This window comes from Sphingobium sp. S6, from assembly GCF_905120495.1.
Lineage (GTDB): Bacteria > Pseudomonadota > Alphaproteobacteria > Sphingomonadales > Sphingomonadaceae > Sphingobium > Sphingobium agri.
In genome coordinates, this window is sequence record NZ_CAJHOG010000006.1 from 54,101 (window position 1) to 75,379 (window position 21,279).

Below are 21,279 nucleotides of genomic sequence, written 5' to 3' on the forward strand. Positions count from 1 at the left end.
GTTGATCCTTTATTGCGTGGCTGGAGCCAGCTTCATGCAGTTTGGGGGAAAGTGACGATGACTTTCGCGGAGGCATCCGTGTCTGCAGCGATGCGGAACGCCTCATCCAGTTGGGCGAAATCTACCCGATGGCTGATCAGCGGGCCGATGTTCACATCCCCGCTTGCCAGCATCTGGAGGCATTCGTTGAATTCGTCCTCCCGGTCGGTCGCGATCGATCCGGAAATGCTGAACTCATTGGCCATCATCTTCCACAAATTGATCGGCATCGGCTTTTTATGGAGGGCGACGATCACGATCCTCGCCCGGAATTTGGCCACGTCCAGCAGTTCGGCCAGCGGCGGTTGCGCTCCTGCCGCGTCGATGATCACATCGCTGCCGACATATGGCATGCCGAACCGTTCGCCTGTGCCATGCGCCTTCCCCACGGCTTCGACCAGCGGCTCGCGCGAGGGGTTTACCATGACGGCAGCACCGAGCTGACGAGCTCGTTCCAGTCGGGCGTCGGACAGATCAGCGACGAGAATGTCTTCCACGCCGCGATGGCGAAGGCAGATGATGGTGCATAGGCCGATCGGACCTGCGCCGAGTATCACCACCTTTTCACCCGGCTGCACCCGGCCGATGTTCACACCATGCAGGCCGACCGACAGGGGCTCTGCCAAGGCGGCCTTTTCAAGCGGCAAGCTATCGGGGATGGGGCAGATGTCGGCTCCGGCACGCGCATCCGGAATGAGGATGAACGGCGCGAAGGCCCCGGCCGGCCCGCCGCCGCCTATCAGCCCCGCGTCCGGATTGACGGCGCAGCGCTGGCCCGGCCGGATGCCGCTGACCTGCTCCCCCACCTTCTCGACAATGCCTGCAAACTCATGCCCGATCGGCAGTGGTTCGATGAGCGGCGCGCCCCCGCCCAGGCCACCGGCCGCGACATATCCCAGATCACTGCCGCATACGCCCGTCGCGCTGATGCGCACCAGCACGTCGCGAGGGCCGACTTCGGGGACGGGAACCTGATCCACGCGCATGTCGCCCACGCCATGTACGCGCACCAAGGGCATGGTTGCGGCATATTGCTGGCCCAGGCTTAAGCCCGGCCCATCGGACTCGCTCATTAGGTCCTCTCCTTTTTGTCGTTAGGTTGATTTGGTAAACCAATCAGTTTCCGAGTCAAGGAACTGAGAGGATTTCGGCAGTTGGGCACGAACAAAAATGCCCCGCGCTTCATCAGCGCAGGGCAGCATCTTCATCGTCGAGGGAGTGTGGGATCAGCCGATTTTTGCGGAGACCAGGAAGGGCCGGAGATAGGCTTCCATCCCTTCGCTGCCGCCTTCGGAACCCATGCCGCTGTCGCCAACGCCGCCGAAGGGCGTTTCCGGCATGGCCATCGCAAAGTGATTGAGGCCCAGCATGCCAGCATGGATGTTTTGGGCGATTTTGCGCTCAGTGCTCATGCTGTTGGTGAAGGCGTAAGAGGCCAAGCCATAAGGAAGGCGGTTCGCTTCGGTCAGCGCGGCCTCGATATCGTCAACCGGCATCACCAGCATGAGAGGACCGAAGGGCTCCTCATTCATGGCGTCCATTTCAGGAGTCATGCCCGACAGGACGGTGGGCTGGAAGAAATAGCCGCGATTACCGATGCGCGACCCACCCGTTTCAATTCTGGCACCGCGCTGCACCGCGTCTGCCGCCAGTGCCTCGATCTTCGAGAGCTGGCCTGCGGTCGTGAGCGGGCCCATCTGCGTGTCCGCTTCCAGGCCATCGCCGACGCGCAGCTTGCCAGCGGCTTCGGTCACGCCTGCGACGAAATCGGCGTAGAGCGGCTTTTCCACCAGGAAGCGGGTCGGCGACACGCACACTTGCCCGGCGTTACGGAACTTGAATTCGGTAGCGAGGGGGACGACCGTCGAAAGGTCCGCGTCCCGCGCGACGATGACGGGATTGTGCCCGCCCAGTTCCATCGTCACCTTCTTGAGATGCTGTCCGGCCGCGCTCGCCAGCAGGCGGCCGACGCGGGTCGATCCAGTAAGCGTCACCTTGTGAATTTCCGGAGCCGCACAGAGCGTGGACGAGATCGCGGCGGCATCACCCCAGATCACGCTGATGGCGCGTGGCGGAAGGCCCGCTGCCAGCAAAGCCCGGCCGATCCGCCAGCCTGAGCCCGGCGTTTCCTCGGCGCATTTGAGCACGACGGAACATCCCGCTGCCAGCGCTGGCGCGACCTTCTGCATCACCGTCCAGGCCGGGAAGTTCCAGGGCGTGAAGGCAGCAACAGGCCCCACAGGACGGCGCTCCACCGCCCAGCGCATGTCGCTGGCGCGGGTCGGGATCAGACGTCCATAGGCGCGGCGGCCTTCTTCCGCATACCAATCAAGCAGGTCTGCGGAGGCCAGCCATTCGCCGCGCGCCTGCGCCAGCGGCTTGCCGCCTTCACGTGTCATTTCAGCAGCGGCCTCATCGGCCTCGCCGCGCATCAGGTCAGCGGCGCGGCGCAGGACCTTGCTGCGTTCGAAGGGGGAGATGGCCGACCATTGGGCAAAGCCGTCCACCGACAGCCGCGCCGCCTCTGCCGCTTCCTCAGCGCCGCAGGATGGCAGTGTCGCGATCAGTTCTTCGGTGGCCGGGTTGACCAATTGTATCGTGCCGAGGGACCCCTGGCTGCGTTCCTGACCATCGATGATGGGGCGGGGCGTTGAATTGGTCATGGGCAGGGTCCTCCAGCTCTTGGATGCGCCGCAAAGCTCATGCCTTGACGATCAGCGGCGCATGGGTTGGCGGCTTCTTACCCTTCCTGATCAGCAGGGGAAAGGCCCGGCCGCCAGTGAACGGCGCGGTTCAGGCGCCCCGAATGAAATCAGCGGTCGGCGATGCGGCGGCAGCCAGCCGCAATTCACCCAACAGGCCCGCCCAATAGCTTTCCGACCCGTCAGCCAGACGCCAGCCATGCAGGCGGCGGGTGAGCAGTTGCAAGTCATATTCCTCGCTGATGCCGATTGCGCCATGAACGGCATGCGCAATTGCGGCAACCTGCCCCGCTGCCAGGCTGGCGCCATGCTTGGCGATCGCGGCGTCGGCAAGCTTCGGCTGAAGTCCCGAGCGCGCGCCGATCGCGGCGGCGATGCGGGCGGCGACGGCCTGTTCGGCCAGAACGGACAGTTGCTGCTGCACCGCCTGCTGCTTGCCGATTGGCTTGCCAAACTGCACCCGCTCATTGGCATAGGCGACGGTCATTTCCATGACCCGGCCAGCGGCGCCGGATATGAGCTGCGCCCGCAGCACCGCCGCGATGGGACGCAATGCCGCGCCGTTGAGCCCGGCCACATGAGCGTCGACGTCATGGGGGACGCCAGTCGCTTCGATCTTTGCCGCGGTGAGCACCGGCGCGTCTGCTGTGCCGGAAAGGATGTGCGAGGCGACGGCGGCAAAGGGGACTGCCCCCGCACCGGTAGCGATCGCGATCGGACCTTCGGGCGCTTCAACGCCAGCGGTGGCGAGCAGCGCGCGGGCGATCATGGTATCGCCGACCGGCAACGGCACGGCATGACGGCCAAGCAGGGCGATCAAGGGCGCGGCGTCTTCCAAGGAGAGCCCTGCCCCGCCAAACTCTTCGGCGACGAGCGCGTCGAGAAAGCCGGATTCGACAAAGGCATTCCACATCGCGCTGCTGTCGCCGCCCTGCTCGATCTCACGGATCGCGGCAGGAGTGCAGACATCCTCGATCAGGCGGGCGAAGGGATCAATCAGTTCGGGCATGTCCATGAAGTGGCTCCCTTCAGCGCAGGCCAAGGCCGCGGGCGATGATGCCGCGCAGAATTTCGCGCGTGCCACCGCGCAGCGAGAAACTGGGCGCGATATGGGTGACGTAAAGCAAAGTGCGGTAGAGTTCGGGATCGACCGGCTCGTCGGGGTTGGCCGCCAGATCATCGCCGATCAGCTGCGGTACGGCCTGTTCGAAGCTGGTGCCGAGATCCTTCATCAGCGACGCTTCGACCACCGGGCTTTCGCCCGCGACCAGCCGCGCAGTCACGGCCAGCGACATTTCACGGAGAACCGCCTGCTGCGCCATCAGCGAGCCGACGAGGCGCAGCGTAGCGCTGTCCTTGCGACCGACCGCTTCGAGATGACGGACCCAGGCGTCGATCAGCACGACCGATGAATAGATGCGCTCTGGCCCGCTGCGTTCGAAGGCGAGTTCGGCGGTGACCTGCTTCCACCCCTGCCCTTCCGCGCCGATCAGCGCGTCGGGAGCGAGGCGAACGTCCTCGAAGAAGACTTCGGCGAAATGGGCGTCGCCGGTGAGATCGACGATCGGACGGATGCTGACGCCCGGCGCCTTCAGATCGACGATCAGCTGCGACAGGCCCTGCTGCCGGTCAGCGCTGGTGCCCGATGTGCGGACCAGAGCGATCATGTAATCGCTGTGCATCGCGTTCGTGGTCCAGATTTTCTGGCCATTGAGCAGCCAGCCGCCGTCCGCCTGCTGCTCGGCGCGGCTGCGGACGCTGGCGAGGTCGGAGCCCGAGCCCGGTTCGCTCATCCCGATGCAGAAAAGCGCTTCACCCTTCGAGATGCGGGGGAGGTAGAAGCGGCGCTGCTCCTCCGTGCCATAGTGCAGGATCAGCGGGCCGCTCTGGCGGTCGGCGATCCAGTGCCCGGCGACCGGGGCGCCTGCGGAGAGCAGTTCCTCGACGACGACGAAGCGGGTGAAGGGACCGCGGCCGACGCCGCCATATTCCTTGGGCAGCGAAAGACCGAGATAACCCGCCTGCCCCAGCTTGCGGCTGAAGGCGGCGTCGAAACCCTGCCAGGATCGGGCGCGGCGGTGAACCGGCAGTTCGGCGATCGCTTCCTGAATGAGCGCGCGGAGGGCTGGGCGGATTGCCTCATCCTCGGGCGGGAGGGCGGAAAGGGTCAGTGTTTCGAACAAGCCGGCCTCTTGAAACCGTGAAGGAATTGGCGATTAAATCGCGTTTTGTGAAATGATAGTCCAATATCGAATTGGGGTTATTCGATATTCAATGACTATCGGACGCAATCGCGGCGAAATTTTTGGCAAGCGGGCTAGCTGCATCGCGGGGGAGAGCAACGCCGGTGAGGACAGGCACCTTTGTCGCCAGGCGGACGAGGCGGACGCCTTGCGGGACCGAACCCGCGGCGCGCGACGGGACCAGCGCGACGCCAAGGCCGGAGCGGACGAGGGCGAGGACGGCGCTCAATTGCGCGGCTTCCTGGGCGACGATCGGCATGAAACCGGCCTTTTGACAGGCGGTGAGCGTGATCGAATGCAGCACGCTGATGCGGCTTTGCAGGATGAAGGGCTGCTGCGCCAGATCGCCTAGCGCCACGCTGTCCGCACCGGCAAAGGGACTGCCCTCCGGCAAGGCGGCGTGCAGTTCGTCGGGGTCGATGACCTGCGTGTCGACAGCCGCGATCTGAAGCAGCGGCAAGCGCACAAGGCCGACGTCCAGCTCGGCGGCGGCGAGCTTTCGCGCGATTTCGGCGCTGGTCGCTTCCTCCAGAACCAGTTCGACGGCGGGATAGCGGCGGCGATATTCGGCGATGAGGCGGGGGAGCAGTTCGAAGGTCGCCGACCCGACGAAGCCGACGCGCAACCGCCCCCGCTCCCCGGCCGCGCCTTCACGTGCCGCCTCCCGGAAACGATCCGCCTGCGCCAGCGTCGCGCGCGCCATGTCGAGCGAGGCGCGGCCCGCCGCCGTCAAGGAAACGCCACGCGCGCTGCGCACGAACAGGGCCGCGCCCAATTCCTCCTCCAGCTTGCGGATGGCGACGGTCAGCGGCGGCTGCGACATGTTGAGCCGCTCCGCCGCGCGGTGAAAATTGCCGGTTTCGGCAAGCATGACGAAATAGCGGAGCTGGCGCAGTTCCATGATAGCTTTCATATATCGAACAGTCGAAAATCAATATTAGCTTGAGAGTAAGCGAGCGCCTAGCGTCGCCGCGAACTTTTCATATCTGGATTGGGAGAGTCCCGCTTGGATCCGTTCCTTCTCGTCGAGCGCGACGGCCCCGTGGTCGTCGCCCGCTTCAACCGCCCCGATGAGCGCAACACGATCACCGAGGTCGAGCAGAGCGAGGAGATCGTCGATTTCTGCCGCAGCATGGTGCGCGACACGTCAGTGCGCGCGATCGTCCTTACCGGCAATGGCAAGGCGTTCAGCGCGGGCGGCAATGTCAAATATATGGCCGAGCGATCCGGCATGTTCGGCGGCACTCCTTATGAAATCCGCAACGCCTATCGCACCAGCGTGCAGATGATCGGACCGGCGATCCATGAGCTGGAAGTGCCTATCATCGCGGCGATCAACGGGCCCGCAATCGGCCTGGGCCTCGACATGGCGTGCATGTGCGACATTCGCCTGATGGCCGACAGCGCCGTGGTGGCGGAAAGCTATGTGAAGCTGGGCATCATTCCGGGCGGCGGCGGCGGCTGGCTGTTGCCGCGCCTGATCGGGCCGCAGCGCGCCAACCTGATGACGCTGACCGGCGACGCGATCAATGCGGCAACGGCGCTGGAATATGGGCTGGTCGCCGAAGTCCTGCCCGCCGACAAGTTGATGGATCGCGCGCTGGAACTGGCGGGCAAGATCGCCGCCAATCCGGGTCATGCGACGCGCATGGCAAAGCGGCTGATGCGCGAAGGCGCGGACATGAAGCTGCCGACGCTGCTGGAAATGGCGGCGGGCTATCAGTCGCTCGCCCACTATACCGAAGACCATCATGAAGCGATCGCCGCCTTCCTTGGCAAGCGCGCGCCGGAGTTCAAGAACAAGTGACCGAGCAAAAGACAGCCACTGGCCCCTTGGCGGGGATGAAGGTCCTGGACCTTTCGCGCGTGCTGGCGGGGCCCTGGACCACGCAGATATTGGGCGATCTGGGCGCGGACGTGATCAAGATCGAACAACCTGGCCAGGGTGACGATACAAGGCGCTGGGGCCCTCCATTCCTGGACGATGGATCGAAGGACGCGGCCTATTATCTGTGCGCGAACCGCAACAAGCAGTCGGTCGCCATCAACCTGGCCGATCCGCGCGGCGCGGACCTGATCCGGCAGATCGCGCTGGGCGCCGACATCGTCGTCGAGAATTTCCGCGTCGGCGGGCTCACCAAATATGGGCTGGATTATGCGTCGCTGTCGGCCATCAACCCGAAGCTCATCTATTGTTCGATCACCGGATTTGGTCAGGACGGACCATATAAGGATCGCGGCGGTTACGACTTCCTGATCCAGGGGATGAGCGGCCTGATGTCGATCACCGGCCGTCCCGATGACGAGGCAGGCGGCGGGCCGATGAAGGTCGGCATCCCGATCAGCGACCTTGTGACCGGCCTTTATTCAGCGATCTCGATCCTCGCCGCGCTCGCCCATCGCGACCGTACGGGCGAAGGGCAGCATATCGACATGGCGCTGCTCGACACGCAGGTGGCGCTGCTCGCCAATCAGGCGTCCAACTATATGAACGGGGGGATGATCCCCCGGCGGCTGGGCAATGAGCATCCCAATACCGTGCCTTATCAGGATTTCTCCTGCTCCGACGGGGACATATTGGTTGCGCTGGGCAATGACCGGCAGTTCCGCAGCTTCTGCGAACTGATCGGCCGCCCGGACCTGCCTGATGATCCCCGCTTCGTCGACAATGGCAACCGGTCGCCCAATCGCAAGGCATTGCAGGATGAGATGGGACCGGCCATCGCCAAGTGGAAATCGGACGACCTGATCGCCGCGATGGAAGCCGCCAAGCTGCCCGGCGGGCGCGTCAACGAAATCCCCGACATATTGGCGGACGAGCATATCGCCGCGCGTGGCGTCATCAAGGACATGGTTCGGTCGGACGGCACGCCGGTCAAGGTGCTGGGCTATCCGGGCCAGTTTTCAAAGACGCCCGCCGATTACCGCCGCGCCCCGCCCCGTTCGGGCGAGGACACGCGCGATGTGCTGAGCGATGTGCTGGGATTGTCCGAAGGGCAGATCGCGGCGCTTGTGGAAGCGGGGGTTATCGCCGAAAAGCTGCATTAAGTTTTTCACGCGGAGGCGCGGAGACGCGGAGGGGAAATCGAGGAAGCGAAGCTTATATCAGGCAGGCTTCCCCCCTGATGCCGAAGATTGAGAGCGCCTGCGGCGCCTTTATCATCCCTCAGCGTCTCTGCGTCTCCGCGTGAATAAAATCTAGATTCATCATGGCCAAGCCAAGGGCCAAATGTTGAGAGGAAGATAGAATGACCACCAAGATCGGCTTCATCGGACTGGGCGCCATGGGCCTGCCCATGTCATCGAACCTTCAGCGCAAGGGCTTTGCCGTCACGGTGTTCGACATCGATGCGGACAAGATGGACAAGGTTGCCGCGCTCGGCGCCGCCAAGGCCGCGAGCATTGCCGAAGCGGTGCGGGGGCAGGATATCGTCTTCACCGTTCTGCCCGCGACCCAGCATGTCGAGGCGGTGGTGCTGGGCGAAGATGGCGTGCTGGCGCATATCGATGCAGGCACGCTGCTGGTCGATCTGTCCACGATCGACACCAAGGGCACCGATCGCGTCATCGCGGCCTGCCGTGACAAGGGTATCGCCTTCATCGATTCGCCGATCGGCCGCCTGTCCTTCCACGCCGAACGCGGGGAGTCGCTGTTCATGGTCGGCGCGGAAGATGCGGACTTCGCACGCGTCGAACCAGCGCTGAACGCGATGGGCACGGATATCTTCCGCTGCGGCAAGCCCGGCATGGGCACCCGCATGAAGATCATCAACAACCTGATGCTGCTGTCGACCGCACAGATCGATGCGGAATGCATCGCGCTCGGCACCAAGCTCGGCCTCGACATCCAGACGATCCATGACGTGACCGGCGGCACCACTGCCCGCAACGGATCATTGCATGTGCTGATGGCGAACAAGGTGCTGAAGGGTGACATGGAGCCCGGCTTCACCATCGACCTGGCCTTCAAGGACCTGACGCTGGCGATGAACGCGGCGGCGGAAAACCGCGTCGGCCTGCCCATGGGCGCGGCGGCGCATGCGGCGTTCGGCGGCGCTCGGGCGACGGATTATGCGAGCAAGGACTATTCGGCACTGCTCGACTATGCCTGCCGCAATGCAGGCGTTGAAACCCCACGCATGGATTGACCCGGCAAGCCATGGGCGCGCCGCAACTGATCGCCACCTGCTGGACGACGGCAGGCGATGTCCGGCCCGACCGGCCGGACAATCTGGGCCGTTTTCCGCTGGATCAGCGGATCGAGGCGGCGGCGCGCGCGGGCTATGCGGGAACAGGGTTCTGGCTGGGCGACCTTATCGCCTGGGAAGAGAGTGGGCGGGATTATGGCTCGCTGAGGCGCCTGCTGGACGATGCGGGGCAGCGGATCGTCGAGCTGGAGTTTCTGGCCGACTGGTTCGCGACAGGGGAGCGGCGGAGCCGGTCGGATGCGGCACGGGCGGAGCTGTTCCGCGCCGCCGATGCTTTGGGCGCGCGTCATATCAAGGTCATGCCGCCCTTCCTGCCGGGCGATCCGGCGGGGGATGATCTGGCGGGCGAGTTCGCCGCGCTCTGTGCGCAGGCGGCGGAACATGGGCTGCTGATCGGGCTGGAGATGCTGCCCTTTTCAATGCTGCCAAACCTCGGCTCCGCGCTGGAGATGGTCGCCGCGGCGGATGCGCGCAATGGCGGGCTGCTGGTCGATATCTGGCATGTGATGCGGTCGGGCGGCACGATGGAAGAGGTAGCGCAGCTTCCGCCACGCTTCGTCATCGCGGCTGAACTGTGCGACGCGATGACTGCGATGCAGGGCGAGATCACCGAAGACACGATGCGCCATCGCAAGCTGTGCGGCGAGGGCGAGTTCGACGTGCCGGGCTTCATCCGCGCGATGAGCCGGGCAGGCTATTATGGGCCCTATGGCGTGGAAATCCTGTCGGACGATTTCCGCCAGCTACCGCTGCGCCAAGCCGCCCTGCGCAGTTTCGAGAGCAGCGCGGCGCAGTTCTAGCCGCTGATTGTTCTGCGCGCATCCACGATTGCACAGAAAGGCATTTCCGTTGCATCCGCCCTGTCATAGGAGGCGGATGGCGACGGGACGAAGCCGTCGAGCATGAGGTGGCGCTTTTCATGGCTGTGACGATCTTGGGCGCTCTGGTCCCGGTCTTCGGGCTGATCCTGATCGGCTATGTGTGCGGGCGCTATGACATATTGGGCGACCGCGCGTTCGAGGTGCTGAACCGCTTCGTCATCGCCATCACCCTGCCTATTCTCACCTTTCGTTCGATCGCGCATATGGATCCGCGCAACCTGGCGGTGCCGGGCATGTTCATCGCGGTCACGCTGGGCGCGCTGATCACCTATGCGCTGGCCTTTGCCATTGCCCGGCGGTTCGGGCGGTCGGGGGCGAACGCGAATATCGCGGCTTTGTGCGCCTGTTTCAGCAATACGGGCTTCATCGGCCTGCCGGTGGCGACGCTGGCCTGGGGGCCGGAAGCGGTGGCGCCGGTGTCCGTGACGATGCTGATCTATTCGGCGATCGTGTTCACCGTCGGGCTGGTCATGAGCGAAGTAACCGCGAGCCATGGCCATGGGGTGGGCACCGGATTGAAGCTGGCGGCGCGGTCGACGGTGCGCAATCCGTTGATCTTTATGGCGGTGCTGGGGTGCGTCTGGTCGGTCCTGCGCCTGCCGCTGACCGGGCCAGCCGACATATTGATGCAGACGCTGGCGCAGGCGACAGCGCCCTGTGCGCTGACGGCGATCGGCATTTTCATCGCGCTGCCCCGGCAAAGCGCGACGCCCGGACCGATCGGCCGCGTGGTTGCGCTGAAGCTGCTGGCCCAGCCACTGATCACGGCCGGGCTGCTGTGGATGCTGCCGCCGATCCCGCCGCTTTGGGCTAAGGTCGCGATCCTGATGGCGGCGATGCCGTGCGGCGCGTCGAGCTTCGTGCTGGCGGGCAAGGCTGGGCGATGGGCGATGGAATTGAGCGCTTGGGCGGTCATGCTGACGACGACGATGGCGTCGATCACGCTGATTGGAATATTGTGGTGGCTGGGGGCTTGAGCCTTTACAAGTCTTCGGTGACGCGCGCCATTTGCAGCGGGCGGACGAGCAGGAAGAGGGCGCACCAATCGCCTGTGTCCGCCGCCGCTTCGCGCTCCTGCCGGGCGATCAGATAGACGTCGTCGCGCAGCCGCTCGAACAGGGCCTGCACCCGATCGCGGCCGTTGGGGCCGAGCCAGAGCATGTCGGAGACATAGCGCGCGTCCCCTTCCAGCAGCGAGGGGCCGAGGAAGAAATGCTTCACCACCCGGTTGAAGGCCTGGTCGAGCGGGCCGTCGGGTCGCCAGCGGACGGCGCGGCTGGTGAGCGGGCGCAGGCGGCCGCCGGGCAGGCTGTCGACGAGGCCCAGCCGCCGGAGCCGCTCGATTGCTTCGTCCAGGGCCGCTTCATCGATGCCGAGCGTTGCCTGGCACTCCGCCCGCTGCGCGCCGTTCAGCACCAGGAAGAAGAGCAGCGCCAGGCTGCGGTCGGCGGCCAGTACCCGTTCCTGCGCCAGCGTGAAGCGGTCCGCGCCGCCATCCGCCGACCGGGCGAGCAGGTCGCGCACGTCGATGCCGATGGCGAGGCAGAGACGGTCGAGATTGTCGAGCGTCAGCCCCCTACCCCGCAGCCAGCGCCACAGGGTCGGCTCCGCGATTTCCAAGCGGGCAGCGAGGTCCGCTACCCTTATGCCCTGCACACGCAGTTCGTGGCGGAGCTGCGCCAATATGGCGGCGACGCCGGGGCTTTCCTTTTGAGGCATATATCGGTCCCGATCATTTAATGATCGTCGAAGATTACAATATGATCGGATATCGCAAGTGCGAATTGATCCGGGGGCGTCCTTATTTCACTATGCGTGCAGAACAAGAGAGAGGATGGACGGATGGCGACCACGGCCGACTATGGCCTCGGCGAATTCACTTTTCCCCGTGGCTGGTTCATGATCGCGCGGGCGGAAGATGCGGTATCAGCGCCCAAGGCGCTGCGGATGTTCGGGCGCGACCTGGTGCTGTATCGCGGAGAGAGTGGCCGGGCGGCGCTGCTGGATGCCTACTGCCCGCATATGGGCGCGCATCTGGCCGCCGAGCAAAGTTCAGGCGCGGGCGCGCGGCGTATCGAAGGGGACTCGATCCGCTGCCCCTATCATGCATGGCGCTTTGGGCCGGACGGCATCTGCAACAATGTGCCCTATTTCGACGGACCGCTGCCCCCGGCGGCGCGAGTGCGCGCCTTTCCGGTGGAGGAGCGGTTCGGATGCCTGTTCGCCTGGCATGATCCCGAGCAGATGGAGCCCGACTATCCCGTGCCGGACTTGCCGGAATGGGAGGATGCCGCCTGGGTACGGTGCATCTATGACGATCTGGGGCAGATCCCGGTCCATCCGCAGGAGATTATCGACAATCTGGTCGATGCGCGGCATTTCGGCCCGGTGCATGGGCAGCGGCTGGCCTATTTCAACTCGCGCTTCGAGGGCGTCACCGGACGGCAACTGTCCGGCGGCGGTCATGAGACGATGACCAGCGAGGGCGGCGTACTGGACGTCGATGCCTATTATACCGGGCCCGGCATCCTGATCGCGCGCTTTTCGGGCGAGACGGACGCGGTGCAGATCGTGCTGCATACGCCGGTCGAGGATGGCGTGACCCATGTGTGGCATGGCATCATCACGCGGGGACGGCAGGTGCCGCCATCCGCAGAGGATGTCGAACTGCATCGCCAATATCAGCAGCTGGGCCTTTCCGCATTCTCGCAGGATTTCGAGATTTGGCGGACGAAGGCGCCTGCGTTACAGATATTGCGCCTGCCGACCGATGGGCCGTTCCACCGCAATCGCGCATGGTATCGGCAATTCTACAATCCGCGCGCGCAGGCGGCGGACCATCAGGGCCGCGCCAATGGCGACCATGCCACCAAGGGGCTGGACCAGGCGCCCACGGCCGCAGCGGCCGAATGACATTCAAACAGAAGAGGATAGAACAGGAATGAACAGGGATTTCCCGGAAGGCGCAGCGATCATCTTTGGCGGCAGCGGCGGGATCGGCAAGGGCGTGGCGGTCGAGTTCGCCAAGTCCGGCACGGACGTCGCCATCTGCTATCGCAGCAAGAAGGACGTGGCAGAGGCGACGGCGCAGGCCATCGAGGCGCTGGGCGTCAAGGCCAGCCTGCATCAGGTCGATGTGCGGGATCGCGCTTCGGTGGACGCGGTCGTCGCTTCGGCGACTGCCGCGCATGGCCGCGTGCATAGCGTCGTCTGGGGCGCGGGTCCGCTGGTGCCGCAGGTCGCAATCGCCGAATGGAGCGACGAACAGTTTCGCCAGGCGATGGAGGTCGAGGTGTTCGGCTTCTACAACGCGGCCCGTTCCTTCATCCCGCACATGCGCGAAAAGGGCGGCGGATCGTTCGTCCATCTGGGATCGGCGGGACATGACTGGTGGCCGAAGCTCGACGGCCTGTCGGTCGCGCCCAAGGCAGCCAACGAAGCGCTGATCAAGGGCATCGCCAAGGAAGAAGGCAAGCATGAGATCCGCGCCAATTCGGTGCTGGTGGGCGTCATCGACGCGGGGATGTTCCATGAACTCACCGCGCAGGGCGTGTTCGATGATTATTGGGTAGCCGAAACCAAGAAGCTGCTGTGCCTGAAGCGTTGGGGCCAGTCGGAGGATATTGGCCAGGCAGCGGTATTCTTCGCGTCCGAACGGGCCCGTTATGTGACGGGTCAGGTGATATCGGTGTCGGGCGGTTTTGGGGTCTGACGCGATTGGAGGGGGAGAGGCTTTCCGGTCTCTCCTCCGATCCGGCTACGCTTAGGTCTGGATCGCGGCCCGTTCGGGCTGCACCTTCAATCTACCAGAGAATGCGAAGTAGAGCCGTTGGCTTCGCCGTTTTTCGGGCAGACAAGCTCAGGGCGAACGGTTCCAGGGGGGGTGGTGACGATATGAGGCCAAGCGGAACGGGCGCCATCATGCTTAACGCCCCGCTGACGATGCCCCTTCATGGTCTGGAAGAGATGATCCGATAGCCGCAGGATGGGACATCGGAGATTTTTGCGTGGTCAGCATCAATTCAAACAGCAACGCCATTGCCAACTGGAACAGCAAGAATTCCACCGGCATGACGAGCAGTTCAGGCTCGACAACCGCTACGGAGCCGTCTGCAACTCCGGCGCCGAGCGAGCCGGCCAGCAGCAGCGTAGCGCCGTCATCGCCTGCACCGATCATAACGGCATCGGTTGAGCCAGCTTTAGTCTATTCGCCACCTGCGCGTACCGAGATCGGCCAGGCGCCTGTATCTTCACGATCGCTGGATAGCCTGCTGTCGGATGCGGGCTTCTTTTCGCGCAGCGCAGCGGCGGACAGGTCCGGCAGTGCCGCCGTCGAGCAGGTCGCCGCCAGCGCCATGCCCGCTGCTCTCAGCCAGGCAGAAGTCATCGCGCGCGCTGCTTATGCCATCGTTGCGGATGCCAATAGCGACAGCGCCACTTCTTCACTTATCAAGCAGTTCGGATAGGGGACGATCGGAGCGGCGAAGCCAACCGCTCTATTTCTCTTAGAAAAATGGAGGGCTTCGACAAGCTCAGCCCGAACGGGTGAAGAGAATGTCCTGACTTAGGTCCGCCGCAGGACATGCTCGACGCTGTCGTCGGCCGTTCCGGCCTTGCCTTCGTCGCAGCCGACTTCCTTTTCCAGCGCAGCGCGGATCTGTTCCACTTCCCCCGCGCTGCGATGCTCTATGCCGATAAATTGTTCGCGCGCGGAATCGAGGGCGCGGATCACTTCATCGAGCTTCGCCTGCATGGCGGCGGCGTCGCGGTTCTGGCTGTTCTGGATCAGGAAGACCATGAGGAAGGTTACGATGGTCGTGCCGGTGTTGATCACCAGTTGCCAGGTATCGGAATAGCCGAACAGCGGCCCCGACACGCCCCAGACCAGGATAAGTCCAAAGGCGAGGACGAAGCTGAGCGGCTGTCCGGCGGCGGAGGCGATCCGGGTCGCCAAGGCGGTGAAGATGCGGTCCATATGTTTCTCTACACTGTTGCCTCTGGTCGTTGGGAACCAGTAACAATTAGAAACATTCAACCAGGCGAAATGATCAAAAGCGCTGCGATAAAAGCCGCCGGATATGCGATATCTACCATCAGCGTCCTTCTGCTGGGCTTTGTATCATGGCGCAGCGCCAGCCGAGACCCGCTGCTGTCGCTATGCCTGATCATCGGCATGGCGACGTCTATCGCGGGAATGGGGCTGCGATGGCTGTCCTACCGGGTGGAAGAAGACGAGCAGCCATCCGCCGATAGATAAGTCCTTAACCTTTGAAGACTAATGCAGGTTAGGCAAGCGGCCGGAATTCGCGCCCTTCCCTTAATCATCTGTTTCACAATTTGCCTTAAATCCTCGACCCGAAAGGGTGAGCATGCCGCGCATTGGTCACAGGATGCTGGGTGGAAAGGGACGGCCATGGTTATGGCTGTTGGTCGGCGCATCCATCGCGATCGGCGTGGGCATCCTGATCCATCCAGCCGCAGCCGCCCTTCTTCTTCCGCTGCTGCTCGCCATCACGCTGCTGCATGCGAGCGCGGAGACATATTGGCTGATGCGCCTGCGCAAGGCGTTCGGCATCAAGGGCAGCTATCCGCTTGCCCGCGGCATATATGCAGAAGCGCTGAAGCTCATCGAGGCAAACCGTTCCATGGCGCAGCGTTTCGTGCAGCGTCATGGCGTATCGGGCCTTCCCACCCGCGAAAAGCTGATCCAGGCGATGGCCGAGGGGCCGGGCGTGCTGGGCATGATCGAATTTGCCGACTTCGACCGGCTGAGCGCCATCGACCCGGAAAAGGCGGACCATGTTCTTGCGGAAATCGCGAGGCGCATCAGCCGCATGGCCGGACCGTCCCGCATGGCCGCCCATGTGGACCGGGCGCATTTCGCGCTCTGGTTCGCGGGCAGCAGCGAAGACGAGGCGGCCCCGGCGTTGCAGGCGATCGCCTACGCGTTGCAGGACCGGATGCTGATCGATGGCGAGGAGCTGCTGCCGGTCATTCGCCTGGGCCATGTGGCATGCGATCCGGACATCGCTCCAGCGGCGAAGTTGATTTCCCGCGCTTTTTCCCTTCTGGCGAGCCGCCATGGCATGGCGTCTGGTCCTGTCGATCAGGCATCGAAGGCCGTCAGCTGCGATTTCGCGCTGGAACAGGATCTGCGCCGCGCCATCACGGCTGGCGAATTCGAAACATGGTTCCAGCCCTTCCTGGACGCGCGGACCCAATCGGTTTGCGGCGCCGAGGCGCTGATCCGCTGGCGGCACCCGGTTCGGGGGCTGGTTGGCCCGGCCGAGTTCATCCCCTTGGCCGAAGCTGCGGGTCTGGCGGCGGAGCTTGGCACATGGGTGCTGGACGCTGCCTGCCGCGCGGCGGGGAACTGGACCGCGATGGGGCTGCCGGGCGTCAAGGTCGCCGTCAACGTGTCGGGCCATCAGCTGGAACGCGAGGGCTTCGACAATCTGGTGGAGCGCACGCTGGGCCGTCATGGCCTGTCCGCCCGCCTGCTGGAACTGGAGCTGACAGAGAGTATCGCCATGGCGGATTCCCGCACGGCTGCCCAGCTGTTCGAACGCATTCGCGCGTCGGGGGCTGCGATTTCGATCGACGATTTCGGCACCGGCTTTTCCAGCCTCAGCTCTTTGAAGAAGCTGGCGTTCGACAAGCTGAAGATCGACCGCGAGTTCGTGACGGACGTCGACAGCCGCCGCGATTGCCAGGCGATCTGCCAGTCGATCATCGCACTGGCACGCGGGCTTGGCATCAGCGTGCTTGCCGAGGGCGTAGAACGGCCGGAGGAGATGCTTTGGCTGCGCCGTCATGGCTGCAACCTGTTCCAGGGCTTCTACTTCGCGCGGCCCATGCCGGAGGCCGATTTCCTGGCCTTCGCGCGCAGCGGCCAGACCATCACAAGCCTGTTCACCACCCACGCCCGGCCCTCCCCGGCCGAACCCAATAGCTACGCAAGGACCGCCTGAATGAGGATTAATGCGCCTAAATTGCTGCTTGCCATCGTGGCGGCCGGCCTTGCCGGATGCGCCGCGAAGCCGGGCGGCGAGAGCGTGCGCGCGCCCATGGTGCAGCAGGTCAGCAACGCGCAGGAGGTGGAGGACGTCGTGTCCTTGCTGAACAATGGCGATGAGAAAGCCGCGCGCAAGAAGCTGGACGCCATGCTGAAGCGCGATCCTGCGGACACGGCCTCCGCCAGGCTGATGGAAAGCATCACGGCCGATCCGGTCGCGGCATTGGGCAGCACCGCATTCTCCTACCGCGTCGAGGCTGGCGACACGATGCAGGGCATTGCGCAGCGGTTCCTGGGCGACGCCAGGAAATTCTACCTGCTCAGCCGCTACAACGATCTGGCGGTGCCCGCTTCGCTGAAGCCGGGTCAGATGATCAGGGTGCCGGGGATACGGCCGAAGGAAGCGCCTGCCCCGGCGCCCGCCCGTCCGCGTGCCGCGCCAGCCCCTGCCGCCAAGGCCGCGCCCGCTCCGCCGGCGCCTGCCGCTACGCCGCGCACCGCCGACCCGCGCCGCGCCGCCCAGCTGCGATCGGCAGGGCTCACCGCGCTCAACAAGGGGCAGATCGGCACGGCAGTCGGATTGCTGAACCAGGCGCTGCGCCTGGACCCCGGCAATGCGCTGATCAAGCGTGACCTGGATCGCGCGCGGCGGCTGCAGGCAACGGTAAAGGCACGGCGATGACCTGGGTGGGACGCTACCGGATCGATGAGCTGATCGGCGAGGGAGCGATGGCGCATGTCCATCGCGCGCATGACCCGAGTATCGACCGGCCCATCGCGATCAAGCTGTTGAAGCCGGAATTTCGCGCCGACAGCGAGATTACGCGCCGGTTCCTGAGCGAATCCCGCGCCGCCGGGATGCTGAGCCACGCCAATATCGTCACCATCTACGATGTGGGCGAAGCCGATGGCACGCCCTATATCGCGATGGAATATATCGACGGCTGCCCGCTTGATGAAATGCTCGCCGCGCAGGGGCGGATGACGGCGGACAAGGCCGCCCTGCTTGGCGCGCAGATCGCGAGCGCGCTTGCCTATGCCCATGCCCAGGGCGTGGTTCATCGCGACATCAAGCCGTCCAATATCCTGATCTGCGGCAATGGCCGAACCGCCAAGCTGCTAGACTTCGGCATCGCCCGGATCGACGGCCGCGACACATCGTCGGCGCAAAGGCAGGCCGCGCGCACCCAGGCGGGGGCCGTGCTGGGCACGCCGCGCTACATGAGCCCGGAGCAGGCGCTGGGAATGCCGGTCGACGCGCGATCCGACCTGTTTTCGCTAGGCGTCGTCCTGTATGAAATGGTGACTGGCAAGGTCGCCTTCACGGGCGCAGGGCTTGCCACGCTCGCCATCCAGATCGCGCAGGAACAGCCGCTGGAAATCGCGCGGCACGTGCCCGATTGCCCGAAGGGGCTGCGGTTCCTCATCACCAAATTGCTGGCGAAGAAGCCCGACCAGCGCTTCGCCGATGCCGGAGAGGTCGCAGACGCCCTGCGCCGCGAATATGACGCGGCGACAGGCGAGATGGACCAGCGGCAGGAAGGATGGGTCCAGCGCTACCGGATGCCGTTGCTGCTGGCCGCATCGGTGCTGCTGGCGCTCGGCAGCGGGATCAACTTCGTGGTGCAGCGGGAAAAAGCGGTCATGCAGGACTTGGCGCTGGCTTCCGGTTCTTCCATCGCATCCTTCGTCGCCCGCAATGCGGCGCTGCATGTGGCGGAGAATGCGGGCCGCCCGGCGACCGAACAGGATTGGGCGCCGTTGCAAGCCTTTGCAGTCGCCGCCGCGAGTGATCCGAGCCTGCGCAAGCTCGTCATCGCGGACGAGCATGACATCATCCGCGCGGCCAGCAACCCGCGGCTGCTCGGCACCCGATACCGGCCGGGAGCAGCGGCGGACGAAACGCCCCTCCCCCGAACCGCAGGATCGGCGGTGACGCTGACAGACGGCGGCATGCGTTTCGTGCAGCCGGTTCGCTATGCAGGCGTGCCGTTCGGCAAGGTCGATGTGGTGATGGAGCGCGGGCAGCTGGACCGGGCGCAACGCACCGCCAGCCTGCTCTTCGCGGGGTTCGCGATCTTCGTGACATTGGTACTTGGCCTATGCACCGCCGCGAGCGTGCGCATATGGAGCCGCCCGCTCCGCCGCCTGAAACGGGCGATGGAGGACGTGACGGCAGGCAACCTTTCCTTCCGCATTTCGCACCGGCGCAAGGATGAGATAGGCGACCTGTTCGACACCATGAACCGCATGGTCGCATCCATGGCCGACCGGCAGGAATATGTCGCTACGGCTCTGGCGGACGCGGAACGCGCGATGTTGATGACGCGGATCGATCCTGCGGCGTCGGCCGATGCAGCGCCACGCAAGGGAGCCGCCTGATGTACATATTCCGCCTGTTCAACAAGGTTGATGCGTTGACGCCGGTCGATGCCCGCTTCCTGGCGGAGGGGGTGCTGACCGTGGGACGCGATCCTGCGTCGGATTGGGTGATGATCGATCCGGATCGGGAGATTTCCCGGTCGCACCTCAGCATGCGGGTCGAAAATGGCCAGTTGCTGCTCCATTGTACCGGCGCAAACGGAGTTTTCGACGCGGCGACGGAGGAACGGCTGCCGATCGGCGAGGATATTGCGCTGAACCTTCCCCAATCCATCCTGCTTGGCCGCTACCGCCTGGCCGCCGATCATGCGCCACAGGCGTCGGCGGGCGGATCGCCGGAAAATGGCACGCTGCTCATGATGCCGCCGCTTGGCCACCGTATCGATGTGCCGAGCGACTGGACGGATGGACCCAGCGTCCCGCCGATCACCGCCGGCACGATGTTCGACGCCTTTTGCGAAGGGGCGGGGATCGACGCGGCGCAGTTCGGTGCGGAGGACCCGGCGGAAATCCTGCGGCGCGCAGGCGCGGTCTATCGCCAGATGGTTCTTGGCGTCGGCGACCTTCTGGCCGAGCGGGACCGCGTGCGGGGTCAGTATCAGCTGGCTCAGACGATCATCACCAGCGCGGACAATAACCCATTCAAATGGGCGCCGACCCAGCGGCTCGCCATCGACCTGCTGCTGGCGAGCGAAGGGAGCTTCCTGTCCGGTCCGGACGCTCTGAACGCGTCGTTCCGGGACATAAAGAAGCATCTGGTGGCGACATTCCACGGCTTTCAACAGAGCCTGGCCGCTGCCGTCGACAGCTTCGATCCACAAGCGATCGCCGCCGCTACGGAGGGGCAGGGATCGCTGCTCAAGAGCCGGGCGGCGGTCTGTTGGGAGGAAGCGTCCAGGCGCCACGCGGCGCTGGCAGCGGAGCTGGAGGGCGAGGCAGGGACGCTCAACGACGCCTTCGTTACGGCCTATGGCGAGGTCAGCGCCCAGCAGGAAGAGGAAGGCCGATGAGCGCGCTGCGCATCGCTTGCGATGATCCGGCGGATGGCACGCCCCATCGGTCCGCCGCCCGTACGCATGTCGGCAAGGTCCGGTTGCTGAACGAAGACCGCTATCTGGAAGCGCCCGAACATGGGCTCTGGGCAGTGGCGGACGGCATGGGCGGGCATGATGCCGGTGATGTGGCGGCGACCATGACCGTGCGCGCGCTCGCGGCCCTGTGCGAGGATGCGGCACCGATCGACGCCCCTGCCATCGCCCGGACATTGCAGGCGGCCAACGGGGCGATCCATGCGCATTTGACCGAGCGAGGACAGCGGGGCGGATGTACTGTCGCGGGGCTGTGGCTCGATCAGGATCAAGCCCATGTCTTCTGGGCGGGCGACAGCCGGGTTTATCGTTTCCGTGCGCAGCAACTCCAGCGGCTGAGCCACGATCATAGCGTGGTGCAGCAGTTGCTGGACGCAGGCGTGCTGAGCTCAAACCAAGCGGCGCATCATCCGCAGGCCAATGTGATCACCCGCGCGCTGGGCGTCGATCATCAGGTCGAGATCGATTTCTGCACTGTGGACCTTGCCGAGGACGACCGCTTCCTGCTCTGTTCCGATGGCATCACGGCGGAGCTCGATGATGCGCAGATCGCCGGATATATGGGCGAAGAGCGGGGCGAGATCATGAACGTGATCATAGCCGCCGCGCTTGAATCCGGCGGCCGCGACAATCTGACGCTGATCATGGTGGGATAAGGCACGACGAGGTTTGATTGATCGTCACCCGGACCTGATCCGGGGTCTCGCTTCTTACCTGAGGC

At 64.6% G+C, this 21,279-nt stretch carries 22 protein-coding genes; 13 read left to right on the forward strand and 9 right to left on the reverse strand.

Annotated elements, in window-relative coordinates; translation table 11 throughout:
• Positions 1-32: 32 nt before the first annotated feature.
• The 5 genes from SPHS8_RS15455 to SPHS8_RS15475 all read right to left on the reverse strand — a co-directional run bounded on the left by SPHS8_RS15455 (position 33) and on the right by SPHS8_RS15475 (position 5,897).
• Complete coding sequence (locus SPHS8_RS15455) at positions 33-1,112, reverse strand: zinc-dependent alcohol dehydrogenase (RefSeq protein ID WP_236575199.1); 1,080 nt, start codon at positions 1,110-1,112, stop codon at positions 33-35.
• Positions 1,113-1,265: 153 nt separating this feature from the next.
• Positions 1,266-2,702, reverse strand: a complete 1,437-nt coding sequence (locus SPHS8_RS15460) for an NAD-dependent succinate-semialdehyde dehydrogenase (RefSeq protein ID WP_201516325.1) — start codon at positions 2,700-2,702, stop codon at positions 1,266-1,268.
• A 130-nt stretch (positions 2,703-2,832) separates the two neighbouring features.
• Positions 2,833-3,756, reverse strand: a complete 924-nt coding sequence (locus tag SPHS8_RS15465) for an acyl-CoA dehydrogenase family protein (RefSeq protein WP_201516326.1) — start codon at positions 3,754-3,756, stop codon at positions 2,833-2,835.
• A gap of 13 nt (positions 3,757-3,769) precedes the next feature.
• Entirely contained in the window at positions 3,770-4,924 is a 1,155-nt protein-coding gene (locus SPHS8_RS15470) for an acyl-CoA dehydrogenase family protein (RefSeq protein ID WP_201516327.1), read from the reverse strand.
• 88 nt (positions 4,925-5,012) lie between these two features.
• On the reverse strand, positions 5,013-5,897 hold the full coding sequence (locus SPHS8_RS15475) for a LysR family transcriptional regulator (protein WP_236575200.1): 885 nt from the start codon (positions 5,895-5,897) through the stop codon (positions 5,013-5,015).
• Positions 5,898-5,990: 93 nt separating this feature from the next.
• Here SPHS8_RS15475 and SPHS8_RS15480 point away from each other — a divergent pair, with 93 nt between their 5' ends.
• The 5 genes from SPHS8_RS15480 (at position 5,991) to SPHS8_RS15500 (ending at position 11,050) form a co-directional block, all read left to right on the forward strand.
• The gene (locus SPHS8_RS15480) at positions 5,991-6,791 is read left to right on the forward strand and encodes a crotonase/enoyl-CoA hydratase family protein (protein WP_097092985.1); all 801 of its coding nucleotides are present in this window, start codon (positions 5,991-5,993) and stop codon (positions 6,789-6,791) included.
• A gap of 35 nt (positions 6,792-6,826) precedes the next feature.
• Positions 6,827-8,032, forward strand: coding sequence for a CaiB/BaiF CoA transferase family protein (locus SPHS8_RS15485; protein WP_201516384.1), 1,206 nt, complete (start codon positions 6,827-6,829; stop codon positions 8,030-8,032).
• 200 nt (positions 8,033-8,232) lie between these two features.
• A complete protein-coding gene (locus tag SPHS8_RS15490) occupies positions 8,233-9,132 on the forward strand; it encodes an NAD(P)-dependent oxidoreductase (RefSeq protein ID WP_201516329.1) in 900 nt (299 codons plus the stop codon).
• An 11-nt stretch (positions 9,133-9,143) separates the two neighbouring features.
• Positions 9,144-9,992: a sugar phosphate isomerase/epimerase family protein gene (locus tag SPHS8_RS15495; protein ID WP_201516330.1), complete on the forward strand. Its 849-nt coding sequence runs from the start codon at positions 9,144-9,146 to the stop codon at positions 9,990-9,992.
• 119 nt (positions 9,993-10,111) lie between these two features.
• Positions 10,112-11,050 carry an AEC family transporter gene (locus SPHS8_RS15500; protein ID WP_201516331.1) on the forward strand — a complete coding sequence of 313 codons (939 nt, stop codon included), beginning with the start codon at positions 10,112-10,114 and terminating at the stop codon, positions 11,048-11,050.
• A 4-nt stretch (positions 11,051-11,054) separates the two neighbouring features.
• On the opposite strand, the gene SPHS8_RS15505 is transcribed toward SPHS8_RS15500, so the two are convergent.
• The gene (locus SPHS8_RS15505) at positions 11,055-11,792 is read right to left on the reverse strand and encodes a helix-turn-helix domain-containing protein (protein WP_201516332.1); all 738 of its coding nucleotides are present in this window, start codon (positions 11,790-11,792) and stop codon (positions 11,055-11,057) included.
• Between the two features lie 123 nt (positions 11,793-11,915).
• Here SPHS8_RS15505 and SPHS8_RS15510 point away from each other — a divergent pair, with 123 nt between their 5' ends.
• The gene (locus SPHS8_RS15510) at positions 11,916-12,986 is read left to right on the forward strand and encodes a Rieske 2Fe-2S domain-containing protein (protein ID WP_201516333.1); all 1,071 of its coding nucleotides are present in this window, start codon (positions 11,916-11,918) and stop codon (positions 12,984-12,986) included.
• Between the two features lie 28 nt (positions 12,987-13,014).
• Entirely contained in the window at positions 13,015-13,785 is a 771-nt protein-coding gene (locus tag SPHS8_RS15515) for an SDR family NAD(P)-dependent oxidoreductase (protein ID WP_097092991.1), read from the forward strand.
• A 213-nt stretch (positions 13,786-13,998) separates the two neighbouring features.
• On the opposite strand, the gene SPHS8_RS15520 is transcribed toward SPHS8_RS15515, so the two are convergent.
• The 3 genes from SPHS8_RS15520 to SPHS8_RS15530 form a co-directional block, all read right to left on the reverse strand.
• Positions 13,999-14,250 carry a hypothetical protein gene (locus SPHS8_RS15520; RefSeq protein WP_201516334.1) on the reverse strand — a complete coding sequence of 84 codons (252 nt, stop codon included), beginning with the start codon at positions 14,248-14,250 and terminating at the stop codon, positions 13,999-14,001.
• A gap of 27 nt (positions 14,251-14,277) precedes the next feature.
• Positions 14,278-14,460 (reverse strand): hypothetical protein, encoded by a 183-nt coding sequence (locus SPHS8_RS15525; RefSeq protein WP_201516335.1) that lies wholly within the window; start codon positions 14,458-14,460, stop codon positions 14,278-14,280.
• 177 nt (positions 14,461-14,637) lie between these two features.
• Entirely contained in the window at positions 14,638-15,048 is a 411-nt protein-coding gene (locus SPHS8_RS15530; protein WP_097092994.1) for a low affinity iron permease family protein, read from the reverse strand.
• Here SPHS8_RS15530 and SPHS8_RS15535 point away from each other — a divergent pair, their 5' ends adjacent.
• The 6 genes from SPHS8_RS15535 (at position 15,049) to SPHS8_RS15560 (ending at position 21,214) form a co-directional block, all read left to right on the forward strand.
• On the forward strand, positions 15,049-15,330 hold the full coding sequence (locus SPHS8_RS15535) for a hypothetical protein (RefSeq protein WP_201516336.1): 282 nt from the start codon (positions 15,049-15,051) through the stop codon (positions 15,328-15,330). It begins immediately after the preceding gene.
• A 112-nt stretch (positions 15,331-15,442) separates the two neighbouring features.
• On the forward strand, positions 15,443-17,044 hold the full coding sequence (locus SPHS8_RS15540) for a putative bifunctional diguanylate cyclase/phosphodiesterase (protein WP_201516337.1): 1,602 nt from the start codon (positions 15,443-15,445) through the stop codon (positions 17,042-17,044).
• Complete coding sequence (locus SPHS8_RS15545; protein WP_201516338.1) at positions 17,045-17,770, forward strand: LysM peptidoglycan-binding domain-containing protein; 726 nt, start codon at positions 17,045-17,047, stop codon at positions 17,768-17,770. It abuts the gene before it with no gap.
• The gene (locus SPHS8_RS15550; protein WP_201516339.1) at positions 17,767-19,470 is read left to right on the forward strand and encodes a protein kinase domain-containing protein; all 1,704 of its coding nucleotides are present in this window, start codon (positions 17,767-17,769) and stop codon (positions 19,468-19,470) included. The genes SPHS8_RS15545 and SPHS8_RS15550 overlap by 4 nt, the downstream gene beginning before the upstream one ends.
• Positions 19,470-20,480: a type VI secretion system-associated FHA domain protein gene (locus SPHS8_RS15555; RefSeq protein ID WP_201516340.1), complete on the forward strand. Its 1,011-nt coding sequence runs from the start codon at positions 19,470-19,472 to the stop codon at positions 20,478-20,480. The genes SPHS8_RS15550 and SPHS8_RS15555 overlap by 1 nt, the downstream gene beginning before the upstream one ends.
• Positions 20,477-21,214 (forward strand): PP2C family protein-serine/threonine phosphatase, encoded by a 738-nt coding sequence (locus SPHS8_RS15560; RefSeq protein ID WP_201516341.1) that lies wholly within the window; start codon positions 20,477-20,479, stop codon positions 21,212-21,214. The genes SPHS8_RS15555 and SPHS8_RS15560 overlap by 4 nt, the downstream gene beginning before the upstream one ends.
• The last annotated feature ends 65 nt before the right edge of the window (positions 21,215-21,279 follow it).